This is a genomic window from Bacillus salacetis, assembly GCF_049177075.1.
Classification (GTDB): domain Bacteria; phylum Bacillota; class Bacilli; order Bacillales; family Bacillaceae_B; genus Rossellomorea; species Rossellomorea salacetis_A.
On the sequence record NZ_CP185377.1, the window covers coordinates 3,102,587 to 3,121,181 of the forward strand.

At 40.5% G+C, this 18,595-nt stretch carries 19 protein-coding genes and 1 tRNA gene; 5 read left to right on the top strand and 15 right to left on the bottom strand.

Going from position 1 to position 18,595, the window contains the following annotated elements:
• Positions 1-2: 2 nt before the first annotated feature.
• Positions 3-173 carry a hypothetical protein gene (locus tag ACOJQI_RS16305; RefSeq protein WP_421379803.1) on the bottom strand — a complete coding sequence of 57 codons (171 nt, stop codon included), beginning with the start codon at positions 171-173 and terminating at the stop codon, positions 3-5.
• Positions 174-313: 140 nt separating this feature from the next.
• On the opposite strand from ACOJQI_RS16305, the gene ACOJQI_RS16310 reads away from it, so the two are divergent.
• The gene (locus ACOJQI_RS16310; RefSeq protein ID WP_421379804.1) at positions 314-712 is read left to right on the top strand and encodes a hypothetical protein; all 399 of its coding nucleotides are present in this window, start codon (positions 314-316) and stop codon (positions 710-712) included.
• Positions 713-1,232: 520 nt separating this feature from the next.
• Here ACOJQI_RS16310 and ACOJQI_RS16315 read toward each other — a convergent pair.
• The 3 genes from ACOJQI_RS16315 to comGA are packed head-to-tail and all read right to left on the bottom strand — an operon-like array spanning position 1,233 to position 3,428.
• Positions 1,233-1,292, bottom strand: coding sequence for a prepilin-type N-terminal cleavage/methylation domain-containing protein (locus ACOJQI_RS16315; RefSeq protein ID WP_421385492.1), 60 nt, complete (start codon positions 1,290-1,292; stop codon positions 1,233-1,235).
• 37 nt (positions 1,293-1,329) lie between these two features.
• The gene (comGB, locus tag ACOJQI_RS16320) at positions 1,330-2,355 is read right to left on the bottom strand and encodes a competence type IV pilus assembly protein ComGB (protein WP_421379805.1); all 1,026 of its coding nucleotides are present in this window, start codon (positions 2,353-2,355) and stop codon (positions 1,330-1,332) included.
• Positions 2,352-3,428 (bottom strand): competence type IV pilus ATPase ComGA, encoded by a 1,077-nt coding sequence (gene comGA, locus ACOJQI_RS16325; protein ID WP_421379807.1) that lies wholly within the window; start codon positions 3,426-3,428, stop codon positions 2,352-2,354. The genes comGB and comGA overlap by 4 nt, the downstream gene beginning before the upstream one ends.
• Positions 3,429-3,535: 107 nt before the next feature.
• Between comGA and ACOJQI_RS16330 the strand changes: the two genes are divergently transcribed.
• A tRNA-Gln gene (locus tag ACOJQI_RS16330) sits at positions 3,536-3,607 on the top strand.
• Between the two features lie 621 nt (positions 3,608-4,228).
• On the opposite strand, the gene ACOJQI_RS16335 is transcribed toward ACOJQI_RS16330, so the two are convergent.
• Positions 4,229-4,609, bottom strand: coding sequence for a Spx/MgsR family RNA polymerase-binding regulatory protein (locus ACOJQI_RS16335; protein WP_421379809.1), 381 nt, complete (start codon positions 4,607-4,609; stop codon positions 4,229-4,231).
• Positions 4,610-4,934: 325 nt separating this feature from the next.
• Between ACOJQI_RS16335 and ACOJQI_RS16340 the strand changes: the two genes are divergently transcribed.
• Positions 4,935-5,177 carry a DUF2626 domain-containing protein gene (locus ACOJQI_RS16340; RefSeq protein ID WP_006837891.1) on the top strand — a complete coding sequence of 81 codons (243 nt, stop codon included), beginning with the start codon at positions 4,935-4,937 and terminating at the stop codon, positions 5,175-5,177.
• Between the two features lie 64 nt (positions 5,178-5,241).
• Here the strand turns inward: ACOJQI_RS16340 and ACOJQI_RS16345 are convergent, their stop codons facing one another.
• Entirely contained in the window at positions 5,242-5,877 is a 636-nt protein-coding gene (locus tag ACOJQI_RS16345) for an MBL fold metallo-hydrolase (protein WP_421379812.1), read from the bottom strand.
• Between the two features lie 346 nt (positions 5,878-6,223).
• Between ACOJQI_RS16345 and ACOJQI_RS16350 the strand changes: the two genes are divergently transcribed.
• Complete coding sequence (locus ACOJQI_RS16350; protein ID WP_421379814.1) at positions 6,224-6,397, top strand: DUF2759 domain-containing protein; 174 nt, start codon at positions 6,224-6,226, stop codon at positions 6,395-6,397.
• A gap of 67 nt (positions 6,398-6,464) precedes the next feature.
• On the opposite strand, the gene ACOJQI_RS16355 is transcribed toward ACOJQI_RS16350, so the two are convergent.
• From ACOJQI_RS16355 to ACOJQI_RS16385, 7 genes are all read right to left on the bottom strand, one after another.
• On the bottom strand, positions 6,465-6,773 hold the full coding sequence (locus ACOJQI_RS16355) for an MTH1187 family thiamine-binding protein (protein ID WP_421379815.1): 309 nt from the start codon (positions 6,771-6,773) through the stop codon (positions 6,465-6,467).
• A 16-nt stretch (positions 6,774-6,789) separates the two neighbouring features.
• Positions 6,790-7,914 carry a hypothetical protein gene (locus ACOJQI_RS16360; protein ID WP_421379817.1) on the bottom strand — a complete coding sequence of 375 codons (1,125 nt, stop codon included), beginning with the start codon at positions 7,912-7,914 and terminating at the stop codon, positions 6,790-6,792.
• Positions 7,915-8,204: 290 nt separating this feature from the next.
• Positions 8,205-9,392, bottom strand: coding sequence for a M14 family metallopeptidase (locus ACOJQI_RS16365; protein WP_421379819.1), 1,188 nt, complete (start codon positions 9,390-9,392; stop codon positions 8,205-8,207).
• Positions 9,393-9,497: 105 nt separating this feature from the next.
• A complete protein-coding gene (locus tag ACOJQI_RS16370; RefSeq protein WP_421379821.1) occupies positions 9,498-11,378 on the bottom strand; it encodes an LTA synthase family protein in 1,881 nt (626 codons plus the stop codon).
• Between the two features lie 1,282 nt (positions 11,379-12,660).
• Complete coding sequence (locus tag ACOJQI_RS16375; protein WP_421379823.1) at positions 12,661-13,632, bottom strand: ROK family glucokinase; 972 nt, start codon at positions 13,630-13,632, stop codon at positions 12,661-12,663.
• Between the two features lie 22 nt (positions 13,633-13,654).
• Entirely contained in the window at positions 13,655-13,849 is a 195-nt protein-coding gene (locus ACOJQI_RS16380) for a YqgQ family protein (RefSeq protein ID WP_421379825.1), read from the bottom strand.
• 240 nt (positions 13,850-14,089) lie between these two features.
• On the bottom strand, positions 14,090-15,547 hold the full coding sequence (locus tag ACOJQI_RS16385; RefSeq protein ID WP_421379827.1) for a spore germination protein: 1,458 nt from the start codon (positions 15,545-15,547) through the stop codon (positions 14,090-14,092).
• A 196-nt stretch (positions 15,548-15,743) separates the two neighbouring features.
• On the opposite strand from ACOJQI_RS16385, the gene ACOJQI_RS16390 reads away from it, so the two are divergent.
• A complete protein-coding gene (locus ACOJQI_RS16390; RefSeq protein ID WP_421379829.1) occupies positions 15,744-16,625 on the top strand; it encodes a hypothetical protein in 882 nt (293 codons plus the stop codon).
• Here ACOJQI_RS16390 and ACOJQI_RS16395 read toward each other — a convergent pair.
• Both ACOJQI_RS16395 and ACOJQI_RS16400 read right to left on the bottom strand, forming a co-directional pair.
• Entirely contained in the window at positions 16,619-18,154 is a 1,536-nt protein-coding gene (locus ACOJQI_RS16395) for a rhomboid family intramembrane serine protease (protein ID WP_421379831.1), read from the bottom strand. The genes ACOJQI_RS16390 and ACOJQI_RS16395 overlap by 7 nt on opposite strands.
• A gap of 221 nt (positions 18,155-18,375) precedes the next feature.
• Positions 18,376-18,552 carry a hypothetical protein gene (locus tag ACOJQI_RS16400; protein WP_421379834.1) on the bottom strand — a complete coding sequence of 59 codons (177 nt, stop codon included), beginning with the start codon at positions 18,550-18,552 and terminating at the stop codon, positions 18,376-18,378.
• Positions 18,553-18,595 lie beyond the last annotated feature (43 nt).

Here is an 18,595-nt window from a genome sequence, read left to right on the forward strand (position 1 = left end):
ACTCAAATAAACCACTGACTACTTTTTAGTGCATTTTCTAAGAACGTTCGGCATTCCCTTTCAAACTCTTCATAGGACTCGTCTTTTTTGCTCTCATCAAACTCAATGGTATTATCCCATCTCATTTTAATTAATTGATTAATGTCTTTTGGTTCAGCAAGTCTAATATTCACTTAATTTCACCTCTTATATATTTTTCTTCATAACAGGAATGCTCCTGTTTTTTTGTAATTTTATTACAATTTAAAATATATCACTATTTTTCGAGAAAAAAATATTCTTTTAGGAATATATGTAAAAAGATGCGTTTGAAGTGATAAAATTCTTAAAAAGGGGTGGTATGATGTTGAATTTATTTAGATTCCTAGCGTTAGTTTTCTTATTGGCTGCTTGCACAAATCAAAGTACCTCATCGACAGAATCAATTGCAAATAATATTTTAGAAAATAATCCTCAAGCGGATATTTTTCTGTTTAATGATCGTATATATGAAAGCAAGGAATTAGTTCATTCTATTAATATTAATGAATTGGAGGAAGTAGGAAAGATAACTAAATCACACGAGAAAAAAGGAAGCATAGAAGAAAATATGGCAACATCACTACCTGTCGGAACTAAAATATACTTCTTAAAAGGAAGTGAAAATAAAGATCATCTTTATGTGAGGAAGAAAGAAGGGGTTTATAAGTATGTTGCCGAAACGGAGGGTTAATAAGGCATCTCTACAATGTGATTCATACGGGTTTTCCCAGAAAGAGCTTGAGGACTCTCTCTAGCTCATTATATTCATATACTCTTATAAGTTTTTATATTCCTGCTTTTCTAATTTCCCCCAATCAGTTGGGTAATAAGCGGCCTTGAGTGGATACCTAAAATTGATTTTATAAAATGGAATCGTGGTCCTAAATAGCAATGAAAGAAGGACAAATTAATGGTAAACCTAAAAAAAGTCGTCATTTTGACGACTTTTTTGTTTATTCATTCACTATCCTCAACCAGCTTTAACGGAAAATATAGATAAAGTTCACCTGACTACAAGAGATGGATCAATTAGCTGATATTCAATTAAATGGCCCTTTAACTGAAGATACAATGTCCCCTTAAATACCCCAGATGGCCTGAAGTCCTATTTCCTTTTAATGTTTAGGGGTTAATTGCTCAAGAAGAGAAAAGAGAAAAGCGCTAAGGATAGGGGAAGGGTTACTCCTGTTGATATTACACATAAGAAATACTTAAAGGTTCTTACATATATTCATTTCTATCAAGGTAAAACCCTTTTGATTTTTTATCATTATAAACTCCTCCTTTGGTAAATTTGATTGTGTAACATTAACCTAGGGACTGCATTACTTGAAACAACGGAACCATGATTGAAAAATAGATGACAAGGATAAACCCGCCTATGAAGAGAAAAACAACCGGCTGGATTACGGTCAATAGTCTTTTCCCGCCGAATTCAAGGGTCTCCACACAAAACTGACTGTATATGAAAAGCTCCCTCGGCAATTGTCCCCTTCTTTCGCCGTGTCTTATCACCTCCAATAAACCTTCTGTAAATAAATCAAAGTGCTCGATTGATTCAGAGAAGCTTTTGCCGATCCTCAATTCCTGAATCATTCGGTCAGCGATTTCTTTAAAGAGTGGTCTGTATGATTGTTTACCAACTTCAGTTAATGCTTGATTTATTGACATTCCACTGTTAAGCAGAAAGCTCATTTCACGAGAGAAGAATTGGGTATAGAAAAGTCGAAAGTAACGGGAGAGGAAAGGAAGCCGAAGAAGAAACTCAGCTTTCCTTAAGGGAGTATGGGAGTGGTAACGGGAGTAGACCGTTCCTCCTGTTATAAGTAAGAAACCCAGGAACACAATTGTCAGAAATGGCAGTTTGTCAATAAGGAGGAAGAAAAAGCGCAGATGACTATCCGGGGTGTATCCCAGGGAGGAATAAAGAATGTCAAATTGGGGGAACAACACACTTTTCAAAAGAATCAATACACCTGTAAGAATGAACAATAGAACTATGGGATATGTCATGACCTTCATCAAAGCCTGCCTGTCCTTTTGCCGCGCATTAAGATATTCCCCGGCGCTGACAAGAGTCTCTGCCATTCTACCATGCTTTTCCGCAAAATAAATTTGAGAACACACATGGAGGGGCATTCCCCCATCTTTCAGAGCTTCAGATAAAGACGAACCATTTTGCAGATGAGAGAGCATTTTTCGCTTTAATAATTCTTGTTTCTGATAATGTCCAATAAAGACAAATTCAATAGCCTCTGTTAATGAATATCCATAAGAAAGAAGTTCCCCCAGCCGCTTCAGGAAAGTGCCTTTATCCTTAACGCCCTTTCTCACTCCAAATTCCACCTTTGCAGTTCCTTGAGGGGTACATATCCAAGTGCATAACCCTTCTGAAGCAATTTCGAAAGTGTGGGATATTGATATTCTGCCAATTCCCCTTTAGCTTCCTTCAATACCTGCTCCAGTGATTTTCCGCTTAATATTTCATAAACGGTGGCCCTTTTCACTCTTGGATTCTGACTGCATAGATCCGAACATGTTTCTCCACAAAATGGACAAACCAAATTAATGAGGCGCTGTGCTGTGACAGCAATCAGGCTCTGTTGAATTTCATGCCATTGGATACCTAATTCCATCAAACGGTACACGGCCCCCTTGGCGTCTTTAGTATGCAGCGTTGATAGAACTAAATGTCCGGTCAAGGCTGCACGGATGGCAACCTCCGCAGTTTCTTCATCCCGGATCTCCCCAACCATGATGATATCCGGGTCATGTCTCAGAATTGCCCGCAGACCTGCAGAATAGGAGACTCCCGCCTTTTCATTCACTTGGACTTGTACAATTGAATCATTGTATTTTTCAACCGGGTCTTCCAACGTGACAACGTTTCTTTGCATGGCAGAAGAGCAATGCTCAACCAGTGAATAAAGAGTTGTGGTTTTTCCGCTTCCTGTTGGACCAGTAAATACAATCAACCCATGGGAATTCATTAACAAGGCAAGCAGTTTTCGTGCTGAAGATGGATATAGCGCTAACTTATCGATAGGAAGACTCTTTTGATGAGGAAGTATCCTGATAACGAGGCTTTCTTTCAAGCTGGTAGTGGGCAAGGTAGATACACGGAGATCAAGTGGTTTGCTGGATAGATTGAAAGTAAAGGAACCGCTTTGAGGTTTTCTCTTTTCCCCTATATCCATGGAAGCCATGAATTTAAAATGAGAAATTAATCTGTCTCCTTCAGGGATAGGTATGCTTACATTCGGGGTGAGGATACCATTGCTTCGATGCTGCATAAGGTAATCATCTTTACGGGGGAACAAGTGGATATCAGTGACATTTTTGTTTACTGCTTTTTTCAGGATTGAATCGGCTAAGGCTTCAATTGAATAATATATAAGCTGCACCACCTTTCAGTTTATTAAGTAGTCATATTCGACATTTTTTTATTTTCCCCTTCTTTTTTTGCATATTTTTTTGTTTTTTTTTCATACTAGTACTGTAAACAGTTAATCGATGGGCTATAGCCAAGCGGTAAGGCATCGCACTTTGACTGCGACATGCGTTGGTTCGAATCCAGCTAGCCCAGTCAGAAAAGCGGAAGCGGCCGTTCAGCGCCGTACGGATTGGAAGGCTCTTGCATGAGATAAAGGAATCACGAAGAGCGAAGCGATTCGATGATGACTTATCGCAAGGAGAGAGACCGAAATCCGCTAGGCGCTGGCCGCTGAAGCTGGACATAAGAAAAGCGGAAGCGGCCGTTCAGCGCCGTACAAACTGGAGAGGCCATTCCTGAGATAAAGGAAACACGAAGAGCGGCAGCGATTCCATGTTGACTTATCGGAGGGAATGGCATTGAAGTTTGCTAGGCGCTGGCCGCTGAAGCTGGACATAAGAAAAGCGGAAGCGGCCGTTCAGCGCCGTACGGATTGGAGGGCTCTTGCATGAGATAAAGGAATCACGAAGAGCGAAGCGATTCGATGATGACTTATCGCAAGGAGAGAGACCGAAATCCGCTAGGCGCTGGCCGCTGAAGCTGGACAAAAGAAAAGCGGAAGCGGCCGTTCAGCGCCGGCCGCTGGACAACATTCAAAAAGGAGGACGCAATTTATGCATCCTCCTTTTTTGTGCTTTGGGAAAGACCTGAACTGAGTTTATCACCGGCTGGACTGTTGTGTTGGGGAATGGTTTGGCAGGATAGACAGAAGGATTATACAGTCAACTGATACACCGACCGTTTATTTGTTAAACTTCTAAGTCCTTCCGGATCATAACCTACAACAAGCTTTTTCCCGTCAGTAAGCAACGGCCTTCTAAGCAATTTAGGTTCTTCTGAAATTAATCGGGCCACCTCTGAAAGGCTCATTTCCTCAATGTCTATATTTAAAGCTTTATACGTTTGGCTTCGTGTCGCTAGAATTTCGTCTACTCCATTTGTAGTCAAAGATAATAAATCGATGATTTCTTGCTGGGTAGGAGTTTCTCTGAAAATATGTCTTTCTTCAAAATCAACGGAATTCGATTTCAGCCATTTCTTCGCTTTTCTACACGATGTACAGCTGGGATAGGTAAAAAAGGTGAGTTTCATCATCACTGTATCCTCCCTAAAATTTACTTATACAAATTATATATTAATTGTATACCACATGTATAACTATTGTACACTGATTTATCCTGCTTTTTTTATTATTTGAGTAATTAATGAATACTTCACCCTCGTTTCGCTCCACACGGTTCAAAAAAGTGGGTAATTCTTCCGAGTAGGTGGTATATTATACTTAAGACTTCATGATTTATCGAAAACTGCCACTATTTGCGGTAATCGTCACAAACTGGTTACAAAGATTATTTACTTTTGATGGATTTTTCCTTTATAATGTTTATTGATGGACTGAGGGTGCAAAGGAGGGATACATATGGATCGTATGTACAGAGTATTAGGATTCTGGACTGGGATATTTGCAGTCATGTTTTTCCTTGGTGATATGAAGACGACTTCACTGATCTTTTTAGGACAAACAGGATTCTTCATTCTACTGGGCTATTTGAAATTATCTGAGCGTATGTATATTTATATTTTCTTCGGATACTTAACTGTTTTCTTTGCCGGCTTCACATATTGGACTGTGTTCATGATGACGCCTGGCGCAGCGCACTAATAAAAAAACCTTAAAGCTTTTTAGCTTTAAGGTTTTTTTTATATCTTATGAAGCAGACGTATTATCAGAAGCCGTTCAGGAATGGATTCGAATCCATTTCATTTCCGATTGTTGTTTCCGGTCCATGCCCTGATAAAACAATCGTATCTTCTGGTAAGGTCAACAAGTGGTCATGAATGCTTTTCAACAATTCATTGTGGTTGCCTCCAGGTAGATCTGTTCTCCCAATACTTCCCATAAACAAAGTGTCACCCGCAAAAACGATCCGTTCCTCTTCATAATAGTAAGAAATACTTCCTGGTGAATGCCCTGGAGTTTCGTATAAATCAAACCTAAAATCTCCTAATGAAAGAGTCTTTTCGTTTGTCAATATGTAATCAGCCGGCTTTAACCGTAACAACTCACTCATACCAAAACGCTGAGAACCATTCAAGGATGGATCCAGCAGCCATTTCGCTTCTTTCTCATGCACATAAAGCGGGATATCAAAGGCTTCCCTGACTTTGTCGACCGCACCAATGTGGTCAAAATGAGCATGGGTCAGCAATATTCCGAGTGGTTTTAATTGATTGTTATTAAGCCAATTAATCAGCTTTCCGGCTTCCTCGCCCGGATCAAAAATCACGCATTCCTTCTTGTCATTCCAAAGGCAATAACAATTTGTCTGTAAAGGGCCTAAAGGTAAACGTTTCCATTTCACTAGGGCCACCTCCCATAATAATTTACTCTCATTGTATCATTACAAGCCTTTTTAATAAAAAAATCTTTTTTAATTTCTATATGATACAGGGTTCACCTGAATTAACTATAATAAAGGGTTTAATATGTCTAATCATTGGAAAAATAGTATTGGAGTAAAAAAAGTTATAGCAGTTAAATTGTGGCCGATTATTACAACTTAGACATAGAAGTGTCAAACATTTGAACTGTACAAACGCTTTAAAAAAATATAAAATAAATGTAAGTGCAATTTATTACATATCCTATTATTATCCCACTTTTGGGACTTGTGTTAAAAGGGGATTAATTGAAAGGAGTTTTGACCGATGGGTTTTGTTATCATTACAGCTCTAGTGACTTTGCTTGCTCTATTTGCTAGCATAAGTGCGTTGAAAAACAAAAATGCTCTTGGCATTCTTTTCGGATTGGGAACACTTGGCGTTTTCGGCTGGTTCACAATCATGACGGTCCTTCACTCAGGTTATCCTGGCGGACACTAAAAAATGGAGCCCTTTGGCTCCATTTTTTTTATTATTCAATAATGATTCATTTCAAGTTTACTTACAGTTAAAGTTTGCTTTCAACAGAAGTCAGTTTATCTTCCATTTTCCTCTTCTTATCCCGGCGGTCATCTATCCTGATATTGGTCGCTACTCTTTGAATCCCCTGATTAAAAGGCGCCTCATGAATTTCCTGCACGACCCTGAATAAATCAGATAGTTCCCCCTCAATCAATGTACTCATAGGAGTGAGCTTAAAAGTAATGGTTCCCTCTTCTTGATGTTTTTGAAGGATTTTCTGCACTTCAGCTACATAATCACTTACACTGGGTGTTTCAGTTCCGATCGGTATAACGGTAACGTCTACAATTGCCAAGTCTGCCTCATCCTTTCTATTCAATGATAATTAAGTCAGTTGCCTCTTTATTATTTAAATCGACTGCTGTTTTTAATTCATATCCTGTTAGACAGTAATCTCCCTCAGGTGAACATTGTAGTGGTTCGTTTTCAAGGCCTGGCAGGATTTCTTCCCGCTTTCCAGTTTCAAGATTCCACCGCTCCAATGAAAATGACTCCTGGTAAGTATCGGCAGGCACAGATTCAGAAGCAGTCAATGAGACAAATTCATCTTCGAAGTCTATCTTATCATAATAAGGAATCAGCCAGTTAGAATAGCTGCTCAGCAATGGCTGAGCAAATGTTGATGCTATCATCCCATCTTTTGTTATAAATTCATATATCCCTTCTCCTTCTGTTTCATCTGCCATTGAGATGGATAAGATATATGGATTCATGGAATCGAAGTGAATCGTATTCTCTTCTACGAGCGCTCTATCTTCCGAATAAAGGTTTTGGGAGTAAAGAGGAGCTGTAAGACTGATATTTTCTTCCGGCCATGCTTGATATAGAAAACTGTTTTCCAAATGCCATTTGATGAATGGCTGAGGTGTCTCAACCACTGTTAAGGTGTTCTCAGAAATATCCGCGAGCATCGTTTCAAAGCTCCAATCTTCCGCAAAACTGGTGATAAACAATAAATCAGTGTTATGTTCATTCCATTCAAAGGCAACCTCATAGGATTCAATTTCTTTTTGAAACAATACCTTACCAGTCAAATCTATGACTGTGGCCGAAGCTGAATAAGTCAGCGGCGCCGTATGTACCAAGATTTTCTTCCTGTCTGGCCCCATATAGACATCGACTATATATTCAGCATCTGTATATATTACCTTTTGATCACCATTAAAAATATTATATTCCAGCAGCTGGTTCCCACCCTCTGCTTTAGATAAAATCAATACTCTCTCAGAATCAATCCAATCTATCACTCTCAAAAAAGCAGTTTCTTTCATTCTCAATGGAGTTAATTTTTTCTCGGTTACCACTGACTGATCCGGCTCTTGTTCTTTTTCAGGGACAGGATGAACATGTTCATTATCTTCGGGAGTATTACCGTTGCAGGAGGCTAACAAAAATAAGCATGACAAAACAAAAAAAAGCTTATGTACTCTATTCAAGTTATCCCCTCCCTCAAAAATGTCTCCATAATAATTAGTACGTTTTAATATCAGAAATGTTTCAGATTTATCGAAAAAATATGAGCTGTTTTCTGCTCGGTTTATTGATCCTCTTAATCATACAGGAAACTTTCCCAATAAAACGAAAAACCTAAAATGGTTCTAAAAAAAGGCTGTCAGGGCTTTTAGACCTGGACAACCTTTTTCATATGAACAAATGACTATATTACATTTTAACTCGCATTTTCAGTTTTAACAATTAGTTAAGTCAATATTTACTCATATTATATTTACCTGTATATGGCCACCAGAAATATCCCCAGGACAGATTCATAGATTTGGTTAAATTGAGATAAAGGCAGGGGGTTGATTCCTTTACCCAGTTCTATTGTAAAGCCAGGGCGCTGGAACTCCTTAATAAACCAATCTTTATAGCCCGCATAGCTGTCTATATATCGTACAGAACGGTATCCGCTGACACGTTCAAATTCCTCTGCCAGCATTTCTGATTCAGGTGGTTCCAGTCCCTCATACCCCCAATAGAACTCTTCCCCTTGCGTATGGAGCGCCAGCACCCTGTCAAGGTCACCTTTTCTGGCGAGTTCTGCCATCGCAGCGGATTCAGGTTCAGATAAAGGTTTATATCCCGGGAAATCACGCGGTGCGGGACTCTTCTCTTCTTTTCTTTCCTTTTCCAATTCCCATTTTGCAGGGTATTGATTATTCAAATCCACTCCATTAATATTGGCTTTCCAACCTGAAAAATCTGTACTTCCCTTATTAATTTCAATTAATCGTTCCCTCAATGAAGCAGGAGGACCAGAAATGACCAGATCGACACCATCCGGATTCACCATAGGAACAATGGATAAAGTGACATTATTGTAGAGAGGTTCTGTCACTACACCCCTGATTGCTCCACGGTTAACTAATGATAGTACATAATCATTCATGAATCTCATCAGGACTGGTGTGGTGATCCACTCATTAGCATGAAAGGAAGCGTCAATATGAACCTTTTTCTGACCATTCCCAATCAGAATTTCATAAAGCGGCTTCCCCAAGACGCTTTCACCTATTTGGTTCACCCTTACAAAGGGAAAAGCATATTTTAACCGATTGATATCCTCCTCCATTACTTCAAAAGGATAGGCCCGCTGGCCGACCACTATAGGGCGGGTGATCCTAAGGGGAATATCAATAATCGATCCAGTCTGCAGGGCATTGGGATCAACATTCTGATTCAACAGCAGGAGCGCGTCGACTGCAAGGTTTCGGCTTCTTGCAATCCCCCAGAACGTATCACCTGATTGAATAGTATACTGTCCGATATAAAAGCCGGGAATCCTTACTGTTTGACCCACTTGTAAGGAACTGCTGCTAATCCCCGGATTAGAATCAGAAATCAACGGAAGGGGAAGATAAAACAATTGGCTGTAATAGTAAAAGGTATCTCCTCTTCGAACTTTAACTTCCATTGCTCATTCCTCCTGTTAACAAACTCTCTTACTACATTTATGTTCAAAAAATCGATTGATGACAACAAAAAGCCTGCGGTTGAACCGCAGGCTTTAAGAGTAAGATTATTCTTTTTCAGGAGTGATAATGCCATTCTTCTGTTCGTAGAAACGAAGCAAGTCTCCATAAATGATTTGATCTGAGTAATTCAGTTCTTCCTGAGTCCGGTCAATATATGGTTCACAGAAGGTCATTTCGTCAGGCTGCTCCGTTTCTTTGTTATAGCATATGCCTTCAGTATAAACATGGTCTTCCGTGATAAAGCTTCCATCTCTTAAGATTGCCAAGTCTTCGTGGTCTTTAGAGAATAAATCTGACCCGAATTGAATATCGCCATTTGAGTCAATTCCCAGAAGGTTAAGGATTGTAGGACGAAGGTCAATTTGACCTCCAACTTCTGAGACTGTTTTTCCTTCTTCACCAGGAATATGGATGATCAACGGGACACGCTGCAGCTGAGTGTGAACGAATGGATCTACTTCTTTTCCAAGGTATTGACTCATAGCCGCATTGTGGTTTTCAGATATACCATAGTGGTCACCATACATGACAATCACTGAATCCTCATACAGGCCGCTGTCTTTAAGCTCTTGAATGAAGTTCTTTACAGCTTCATCCATATAGCGGACAGTTTGGAAATAGCGGTTCAGGGTACCGGAGTTAGAATCAAACTCATCGATATATTTATCCTCTTCATCAAGATAGAAAGGATAATGGTTAGTCAACGTGATCATCTTAGTAAAGAATGGTTTTTCCATTTGCTTCATGTGTTCAACGGACTGAAGGAAAAATGGTGTATCCTTCATTCCCCAGTTAACCGAATTTTCTTCCGTGATGTCATACTCAGTCATGGAATAGAACTTATCGTACCCAAGAGAATCATACATAATGTCACGGTTCCAGAAACTCTTGTTGTTAGCATGCATGACCGAAGTGAAATATCCTGCTTCATTCAGACTTTTAGTCATGGACTGATATTCGTTTCCGGAATGCGTAAAGAATACGGCACCGCGGTTTAATGGATAAAGCGAGTTATCAAGGATGAATTCTGAGTCAGAAGTTTTCCCCTGCTGTGTTTGATGATAGAAATTCTCGAAATAGTAACTGTCTTTGATGAACTCATTCAAGAAAGGAGTTACCTCTTGACCATTCATTGTGTTATTGATTGGGAAAGATTGCAGTGACTCCAAAGAAACCACAATCAGGTTCTTTCCTTTTGCTGCACCAAACAAATCTTCATTAGGTTCAACCTGGCTTGCACGGACATAATTGTCAATATCAGCAAGCTCACTGCCGTCAGCCAGCGCACGCTGTGCTGATGACTTGGATTGAAGGAATGCATCGTAGATATGGTAGTTGTAAGTTCCGATATTCTTTACAAGGATCTCACGGTCAAACGTACGTGTTAATAACTGAGGTCTCTCTGCTTCAGCAAGACCAAGATTAAAGAAAGTCAGTGCAATTGCCACAAAGAAATATGCCCTTCTGTTCACTCTGCTGAATGTATTCACTTCAAATACGGATGGCTTAAACTTGACCAGCAGGGCAAGAATGATTGTATCAATGAAATAAAGCGAGTCTGACCAGCTGACGATCTCTCCTGCGCTTGTGCCAAGATCGGCAAAGTTGCTTGTCTGCATCAGTACAGGAAGAGTCAGAAAGTCATCAAAGAATCGGTAGAAGGCAACATTTCCATAAAGGACGAAAGAAAGAATAAAGCTGGTAATCAAAATGTACCTGACCCTGGACTTCTCATTTTTCATAAATAAGCTTACGCCAAAGATGAACAGCAGAAAGCTTAGCGGATTAATAAACAATATAAATTCCTGCATTACATTTTCGATCTTAATATCAAAGCTAGTTTGATAGACAATGTACGTTTTCAGCCATAGTAACACTGAAGCAATGATGACTAGTGAAACTTTAGGCAATTTAAGGTTATTCATTTTTTACCTCCTTGCTGCGTTATGTTGCGCAACAGCTTTCTAATGGAAGATATTGACTTATTTTTACATTATCAGGGGCTTCTCTCTGATAATCAATCAATATCTTAATACTTTTTTTACATCCAGTCAATTGTAAGTTAATTAAGACTGTTTATACTGGGATATTGGGCTGATTTACATTTCCCTTATATAAGACGAGCCAAACCGGTAAAAGTTTCAATAAAAGAAGCTTTTTTTTAAAACGATACCTTTTACCTAATTCGATAAACAGCCAAGCTTTTTCAGAAAGAGTTCAAATACTTAAGGCAGACAGCTTGTTCTAAGCCTCCTGAACATATTTGAAATGTTATGAGGACAAGGTAAATATTATAACGGATATTGTGTCCAAATTATGAATCATTTATCCTTGTGACTTCCAGTGATAACAAGCAGTAGCTTATGGATAAATGATGTTCTTCATAATACTCCTTTATTCGGTAAAAGCAATAGCAAATTTATTCCACTGGCTAAATAAAGTATGAGTTCAATGGAAAAATCGCTCTTTATTCCTAATCGGCCTGAATATTGTATGAAACATGGCATAAACAGGTCTAAAAGACTAACAATTTAGGATACAGCTAAACTAGTACACTATTATTAGAAGAACAAAATTCCCTCGGATGAATGACCGGGGGATTTGGGTGTCCGGGAATGGTGGCTTAAGCTGGAGGAGCAATGCAAAGGATTGAAGTGGATGTTGGGACGGAATCACTTTGAGGACATCATTTTTCACACGCTCCTCTTTTGATGTCGGCATTGACACTCTTTGAGGGCATCATTTTCTACACGTTCCTCTTTTGATGATGGCAAAGACCCTCTTTGAGGACATCATTTTCTATACGTTCCTCTTTTGATGTCGGCATTGACCCTCTTTGAGGGCATCATTTTTTACACGCTCCTCTTTTGATGATGGCATTGACCCTCTTTGAGGACATCATTTTCTATACGTTCCTCTTTTGATGTCGGCATTGACCCTCTTTGAGGGCATCATTTCGTCTTTTTCAGCTTTTGTTGTACCCCGCTTCCCGAGCGAGATACAGCATTTTCTCTTTTTCAGCTTTTGGTGTATCCCCTTCCCTAGAGCCAACTCTTATCAAATTAAAAACAGTAATCCGAGGGTCTTGGCGGTAAAAGGAGAAACCTATCTTATTCCACACCCTAAGAATTTTATAATTTCCTAAAACAATAAAAAAGAAGCTGATGCAGATCAGCTCCTTCATTAAATTCCTATTCAATTCTATAGTCAGTCCAATTTATTTTTTACCAGCCATGCTGCCCCGATGACACCCGCATCATTGCCAAGAGTCGCGATGGAAATGGCAGTTGACGCAGATACAGTGGGAAATGCAAACGATTTAAAATATTTATTAACAGGAGTCAACAGGACTTCCCCAGCTTTGGATACTCCTCCACCCAGCACAATTTTATCAGGATTCAAGGCGTTCCCCAGGTTCGCAACCGCAAGTCCTAAATAAAAGGAAAGCTGGTCTACAGTGGAAACAGCAAGAGCATCTCCTTCGCGGGCAGCATCAAAGATTTCTTTTGCACTGATTGTTCCATTCGCCTCCAATTCGGACCGAAGAACAGATTGTTCCTCGCTCTCCTCCAGGGCTTTAACAGCCAGCCTCACGACACCTGTAGCAGAAGCGACCGTTTCCAGACAGCCTGTCTTTCCACAGTTACATCGAAACCCGCCTACAGGCATCACGGTAATATGACCTATCTCTCCAGCAGCTCCCCTGCTTCCATGGACTATGTCACCATTGGTTATGACACCCCCGCCGACTCCTGTTCCTAATGTAACGGCAACTATATCCTTGGCACCATTACCCGCACCTTTCCACATTTCTCCTAATGCAGCGCAATTTGCATCATTATCGATCACGCATGGAAGGCCGGTTTCCACCTCAAGCAAGTCTTTCAGCGGTGTGTTCTTTTCCCATCCCAGGTTGACCGCTTCATAAATAATGCCGCTGGACATATCGACAGGTCCTGGAGCGCCCATTCCGATGCCTTTTAATTTCCCTTTTGTTTCACCCAGTTCATCCAGATGGTGATCTATGGATTTTGCAATATCGACAATTATATTCTTTCCGTTATCCGATGTATCTGTAGGGATTTCCCACTTATGTACTATCTCGCCATATAAACTAATAAAGGCTAATTTAGTTGTTGTTCCTCCTAAATCTACGCCAACAAGCCATTTATCCGCCATGATTTATTCACCCTGTTTCTGTTTATTGTTTTCCTTTTGAGAATTCACTTCGGAGAATTAACATGGAAGTTTGGAATTCAGCTGGACTGATGAGGCCTGTTTGATAGAGTTCCCTCACTTCTTCCTGCATCATTTCCAAATCCGCCATACGGTCACCTAAGTAAATGAAGATTCCATATTTTTTTAACATTTGTTGAACATCATACATGTTTTTCATTAGAAGCACCGTCTTTCAAGCTTTGCTAACCCTTTCAGTATAAAATAAAGTCTTTGTCTACTCAAGCGAATCTCTTGTAATCAGAAAAGACCATGAGCAATGATGTCAATATTCCGATAATCGTGTTATTAACACCCAGACCAAAAGGACGAAATCATTTAAGATTTCGCCCTTGATTGTTGTGTATCTTCAATTTATTCTTTTATATTTGCTTATATTCAATAGGACCCCAGCTGATAATCAACGATCTGGATCTTGGGGATTGAGGAACCTCGGCCGCCTGTTTTTTAATGGCATGGGAGACCGCAGCAGTACATCTCTCATTGCCCTCCAGTTAAATGGAATGAACGGCCACATGTATGGTACTCCAAATGATTTGATTCTTGACAGCAGCAGGATCCAGACAGCTATTCCGATTACAAGGCCATACACGCCAAAGATTGCTGTCGCTATAAGCAAGACGATTCGAATGATACGATTCGCAAGGCTCAATTCATAGCTTGGTGTCGAGAAAGTACCAATTGCGGCAACCGCCAGGTAAAGGATGACCTCATTAACCAATAACCCTACTTCAACCGCTACCTGTCCAATCATCAAAGCAGCTACAAGTCCTAAGGCAGTCGCCAGCGAGGTTGGTGTATGTATCGCCGCCATCCTCAGCATATCTATGCCTATCTCCACTATTAGAAACTGGAATATCAACGGTATTTCTCCGGAGTCATCAGGCCCGATGTATTCCAAGCCGGCTGGAAGCAGTTCCGGCTGCATTGCAAATAAATAGTAAAGAGGAAGCAAAAAGATGGATGCCCATACTGCGATGAACCGGACGAATTTCAAATAAGCACCGACCATCGGCTTGTTTCGGTATTCTTCCGCATGCTGTAAATGGTGCCAAAATGTCGTCGGTGTGATCAGAACACTCGGTGAGCCATCGACCATTATACAAACATGTCCCTCATATAGGTGGGCTGCGGCTGTATCCGGCCTCTCGGTATAACGGACCATGGGATAAGGGTTCCAATGCCTGCCCGAAATAAACTCCTCAAGGGTCTTTTCTCCCATCGGAAGGCCATCAGTGTCCACTTTTGATAAATCATTTTTGATTTTGTCAACCAATGCCGGATCGGCAATGTCTTCTAAATAACAGACGACAATATCTGTCTTGGATCTTCTGCCGATTTGCATGTACTCCATCCGCAGCGAACGATCCCTGATTCTTCTGCGGGTCAAAGCTGTATTAAATACCAGGGTCTCTACAAAGCCATCTCTCGATCCCCTGACAACCCTCTCCATATCCGGTTCCTGGGGACCCCTGACTGGATATGTCCTTGCATCAATCAGGATGACTTTATCTATTCCATCCACTACAAGTGCTGTCGGACCTGCCAGCACCATATCCGCTACATTATTCAGATCATCAGCTTCCTCTACCTCCACATAGGGGATATAGGTTTTCATCAACTTTTGAAGGGTATCTCCATCAAGCTGCTCTTCATCCAAGTCTGCCAGCAGCTTCATCAGGTAATGCATAATATCATCTTTAACAAAACCATCTACAAGATACATGGCCATGTTTCTTCCAGCATAGTACAAGTCCAGCTGGATGACGTCAAAGCTCTTGTCTACCGCAAGGAGATTTTTAAGATAGTCTGTATTCTCCTTCAGAGACGTAGAAACCGGTTTCTTGTTATCAGACACGGGTAAGTTCACCTCATTCTCTATAAAACCAGCCAGTCTGATTCACTTGCTTTCAAACTGACATTCGTTACTTGTCATAACCATATTTACCATCCTAGACATCGGCTGCTAAAATCATACATTCTGAACATAATATTTCTGCCTTTCTCATAGAATTGCACTAAAAGGGACAAACCTGATTAAGTAGGTGGACTATATGAAGAGAAAACACTTAATACATATCTTGATAGGCTCGGCCGGACTCTTCCTTACGTGGTGGTTGTTAGTGGGGGAAAACCAGCCGGCAAGGGAGAGCATCATCTTTTTTCCATTGAATGAGAAAGCGCAGTACCAGTCAGCCAATACACTTCTGACCCTTAACGATAAGAAAGTGAACGACTCTTATGAAGTGAATTGGAAAATATCTTCTGTCCTCGATCAGGATGCTTATCTGCGGCAGGATATAGGCTTTCTGTATTTTAATGGAAGACTGAAGGCGAAGATGAGTGAATGGGAACAGAACACTGACAGGATTGTCGAGGAGGAAACTGCCCAGGGGAAGGAGAGCAGCCTTCTTCAAACCATTTCTTTTCATTATTCGGAAATACATGAAAATGAGGAAACGTATACAAGCGCACAAAGTATGTCTGAGGATCAACTGTATGTAATTGATTCCAATTTCAGTCCATTGAGCTCTTTCAGAAAGCCTGATACTTCTTCTGAAGAGGAATGGAAATCCATATTGGACAAAGTGACAGGCCAGCAGCTTCAATACAACTGGGAAAAAGCAATGAAGGAGTTCAAAATTAACGGAAAGGAGTATTTACAGATACCTTTAATAAAGCTGCCTGAATATACCTCCTCTCCACCTGAAGGGTTCCAGCCGGAACAGTGGAATGAACTTGTAGGAAATTTGTGGGAAGGCCTTTATAAAAATTACTTTCTTGGCATCAGAACCTCTGCAGGAAATATCGCAGACCCGATAGACAGTTCGATGCCGCTAATCTTAATTGGCCCGAAAACCGGGAATGTGCTCGTCCTCCTGACGACAAAAGAGGGCGAGCCCGTGTTGCTTCAGCAAAAGTTCCCTGTTCAATAATCTTTAAGTCGTTCATGCAGTTCTTGAAATTGGTTATTGCCCTCTTGGAGTCTGTAAGCTTTTTCCGCATGGCCTTTTGCCTCTTCTTCTTCTCCTCGTTCCACAAGGAGAACAGCAAGATTATAATGGGCCTCAGGAAATTCACTATCGCGCTTTAAAGCCTCACGAAGCAGCGACTCAGCTTCCGTATACTCCTCATTCTTAATACTAACGATGGAATATAAAAAATAAGTATGGGCGTTGCCGCTGCCATCTTCAAGTACATCTTCAAGGATGGCAGATGCACCTTCAATATCACCGTCATTCAGCATCTCCTGGGCTTCAGCATTATTGATGGAAGGGTCCGCAAATACAGGGCCATTGTGATATCCGTACCATAGGAACGCCGGGATGACTGCTGCGGCTGCTATCAAAGCCATCACTTGCATCCAAATCCTTTTTGAACGCGGTAAATGAACGATAGCTGCAGAAAGAGCCCCTCCTGCCAATCCCCCGATATGGCCGGCATTATCAATTCCCGGAATCGTAAAGCCGAATGCAAGGTTGATCCCAATGACAACCAGAATATTCGTGCCCATCGTACGAAAGAAAGTCTTGGGATGGGCGGTGCCAAAATAAAGCAGGGCACCAAAACAGCCAAATATAGCACCACTCGCTCCTGCAGACAAGGAATTGGTGAATACAAAGCTAGCTAATGTTCCACAGAAACCTGCAAAGATATAGATGAACAAAAATCTCGAACTGCCAAAAATCCTTTCAACTGCAGTACCTAAAAAGTACAAGGCAAAAGTATTCATTAATAAGTGCAGAAACCCGATATGGATGACAATGGGAGTAAAGAATCTCCACCACTCCCCATCCACAATTAACGGATTATATTTAGCACCAAACCTGATAAGATTCTCAGTATTCTGTGTGCCCCCTGCCATCTCCATAACAAAAAACATCAAGAGCTGCACCGCAATGAAAACATAGGTGAAAAAAGGTTTTCCCCTTGTAAATAGAGATTGTTCTTCTTTTGCTTTATTAGCAGCGTAAGATAGGACGCTTTCTTTTAAAGCATATACTTCAATTTCTTCTGGATCTTCTTTGATTTCCCAGTCCCTCTCTTCATTGAATAAAGCAGATAGTACTTTGACTTCATCTTTATAATCAACCCAAGGGATAATCGATGAATCTACTGTTGTCTTAGGTGCTTGAGGAAGAGTCACAGTTTGGGAAGTTAATGCCTCAAAATCATCCACCGGAGGATAGGCGCTTATATAAATATTTTTAACAAACAGTTTATTCTTCTTTAATGCTTTTCGAATCTTTTCTCCATTAGCAGCTGTTAAATGAACATCCCGTTTCATTTTGCTGCCCCAATCTAGATCATGACGGAACAGCCTTATCACAGGTGCCTGTTTGTAAGCAGGATTTTCAAGCCATATCTGCTGTTGATCTTGAGACATATTTATGATGCGGAATCCTTTTTCTACTATTAAATAGTGTGCAATTCTCCAAAATAAATAGTTAAGGTTGGTATTCAAAAATTCTCCTCTGCCTTTTTCGATAATTTTGACTTTCTTCTACTTAATCACCATCAGAGTTAAAAGTAAAGGCATATGTTTTCCTATACCCGGGGGACCGGGAGGAAATAAAAAAAGATGTCCACCAATAATAGACGGCTCACATTTTTACAGACTTCTGGGCGTCTGCGCAAGTATCCGCTATTTATGTTGAACATCCTTTTTTCTTCTATTGATCTGATTTACCGAAATGCCGAACTCAGGAATTTTGAACGCAGCCACGGCATACTCATCGTCGCTCTGACAACAAATCTTCGGATTGTGAAATTTCCAAGTATCACATTCAAAAGTCTATAACGATATTGGTAAAACACAGAAACAAAGCTGGCAATGATAATCCATTTAATGATTCCGTTCATAGTCATCAGCCTCCTCGTTCTATGTTGTGTACCTTTATGACAT

Coding starts and splice junctions, on each gene's coding strand:
- ACOJQI_RS16340 (WP_006837891.1), top strand. CDS start 4,935: ATGGATCGTATGTACAGAGTATTAGGATTCTGGACTGGGATATTTGCA.
- ACOJQI_RS16370 (WP_421379821.1), bottom strand. CDS start 11,378: ATGAATAACCTTAAATTGCCTAAAGTTTCACTAGTCATCATTGCTTCA.
- ACOJQI_RS16365 (WP_421379819.1), bottom strand. CDS start 9,392: ATGGAAGTTAAAGTTCGAAGAGGAGATACCTTTTACTATTACAGCCAA.
- ACOJQI_RS16380 (WP_421379825.1), bottom strand. CDS start 13,849: ATGAAAAACATGTATGATGTTCAACAAATGTTAAAAAAATATGGAATC.
- ACOJQI_RS16335 (WP_421379809.1), bottom strand. CDS start 4,609: ATGATGAAACTCACCTTTTTTACCTATCCCAGCTGTACATCGTGTAGA.
- ACOJQI_RS16350 (WP_421379814.1), top strand. CDS start 6,224: ATGGGTTTTGTTATCATTACAGCTCTAGTGACTTTGCTTGCTCTATTT.
- ACOJQI_RS16400 (WP_421379834.1), bottom strand. CDS start 18,552: ATGAACGGAATCATTAAATGGATTATCATTGCCAGCTTTGTTTCTGTG.
- ACOJQI_RS16375 (WP_421379823.1), bottom strand. CDS start 13,632: ATGGCGGATAAATGGCTTGTTGGCGTAGATTTAGGAGGAACAACAACT.
- ACOJQI_RS16390 (WP_421379829.1), top strand. CDS start 15,744: ATGAAGAGAAAACACTTAATACATATCTTGATAGGCTCGGCCGGACTC.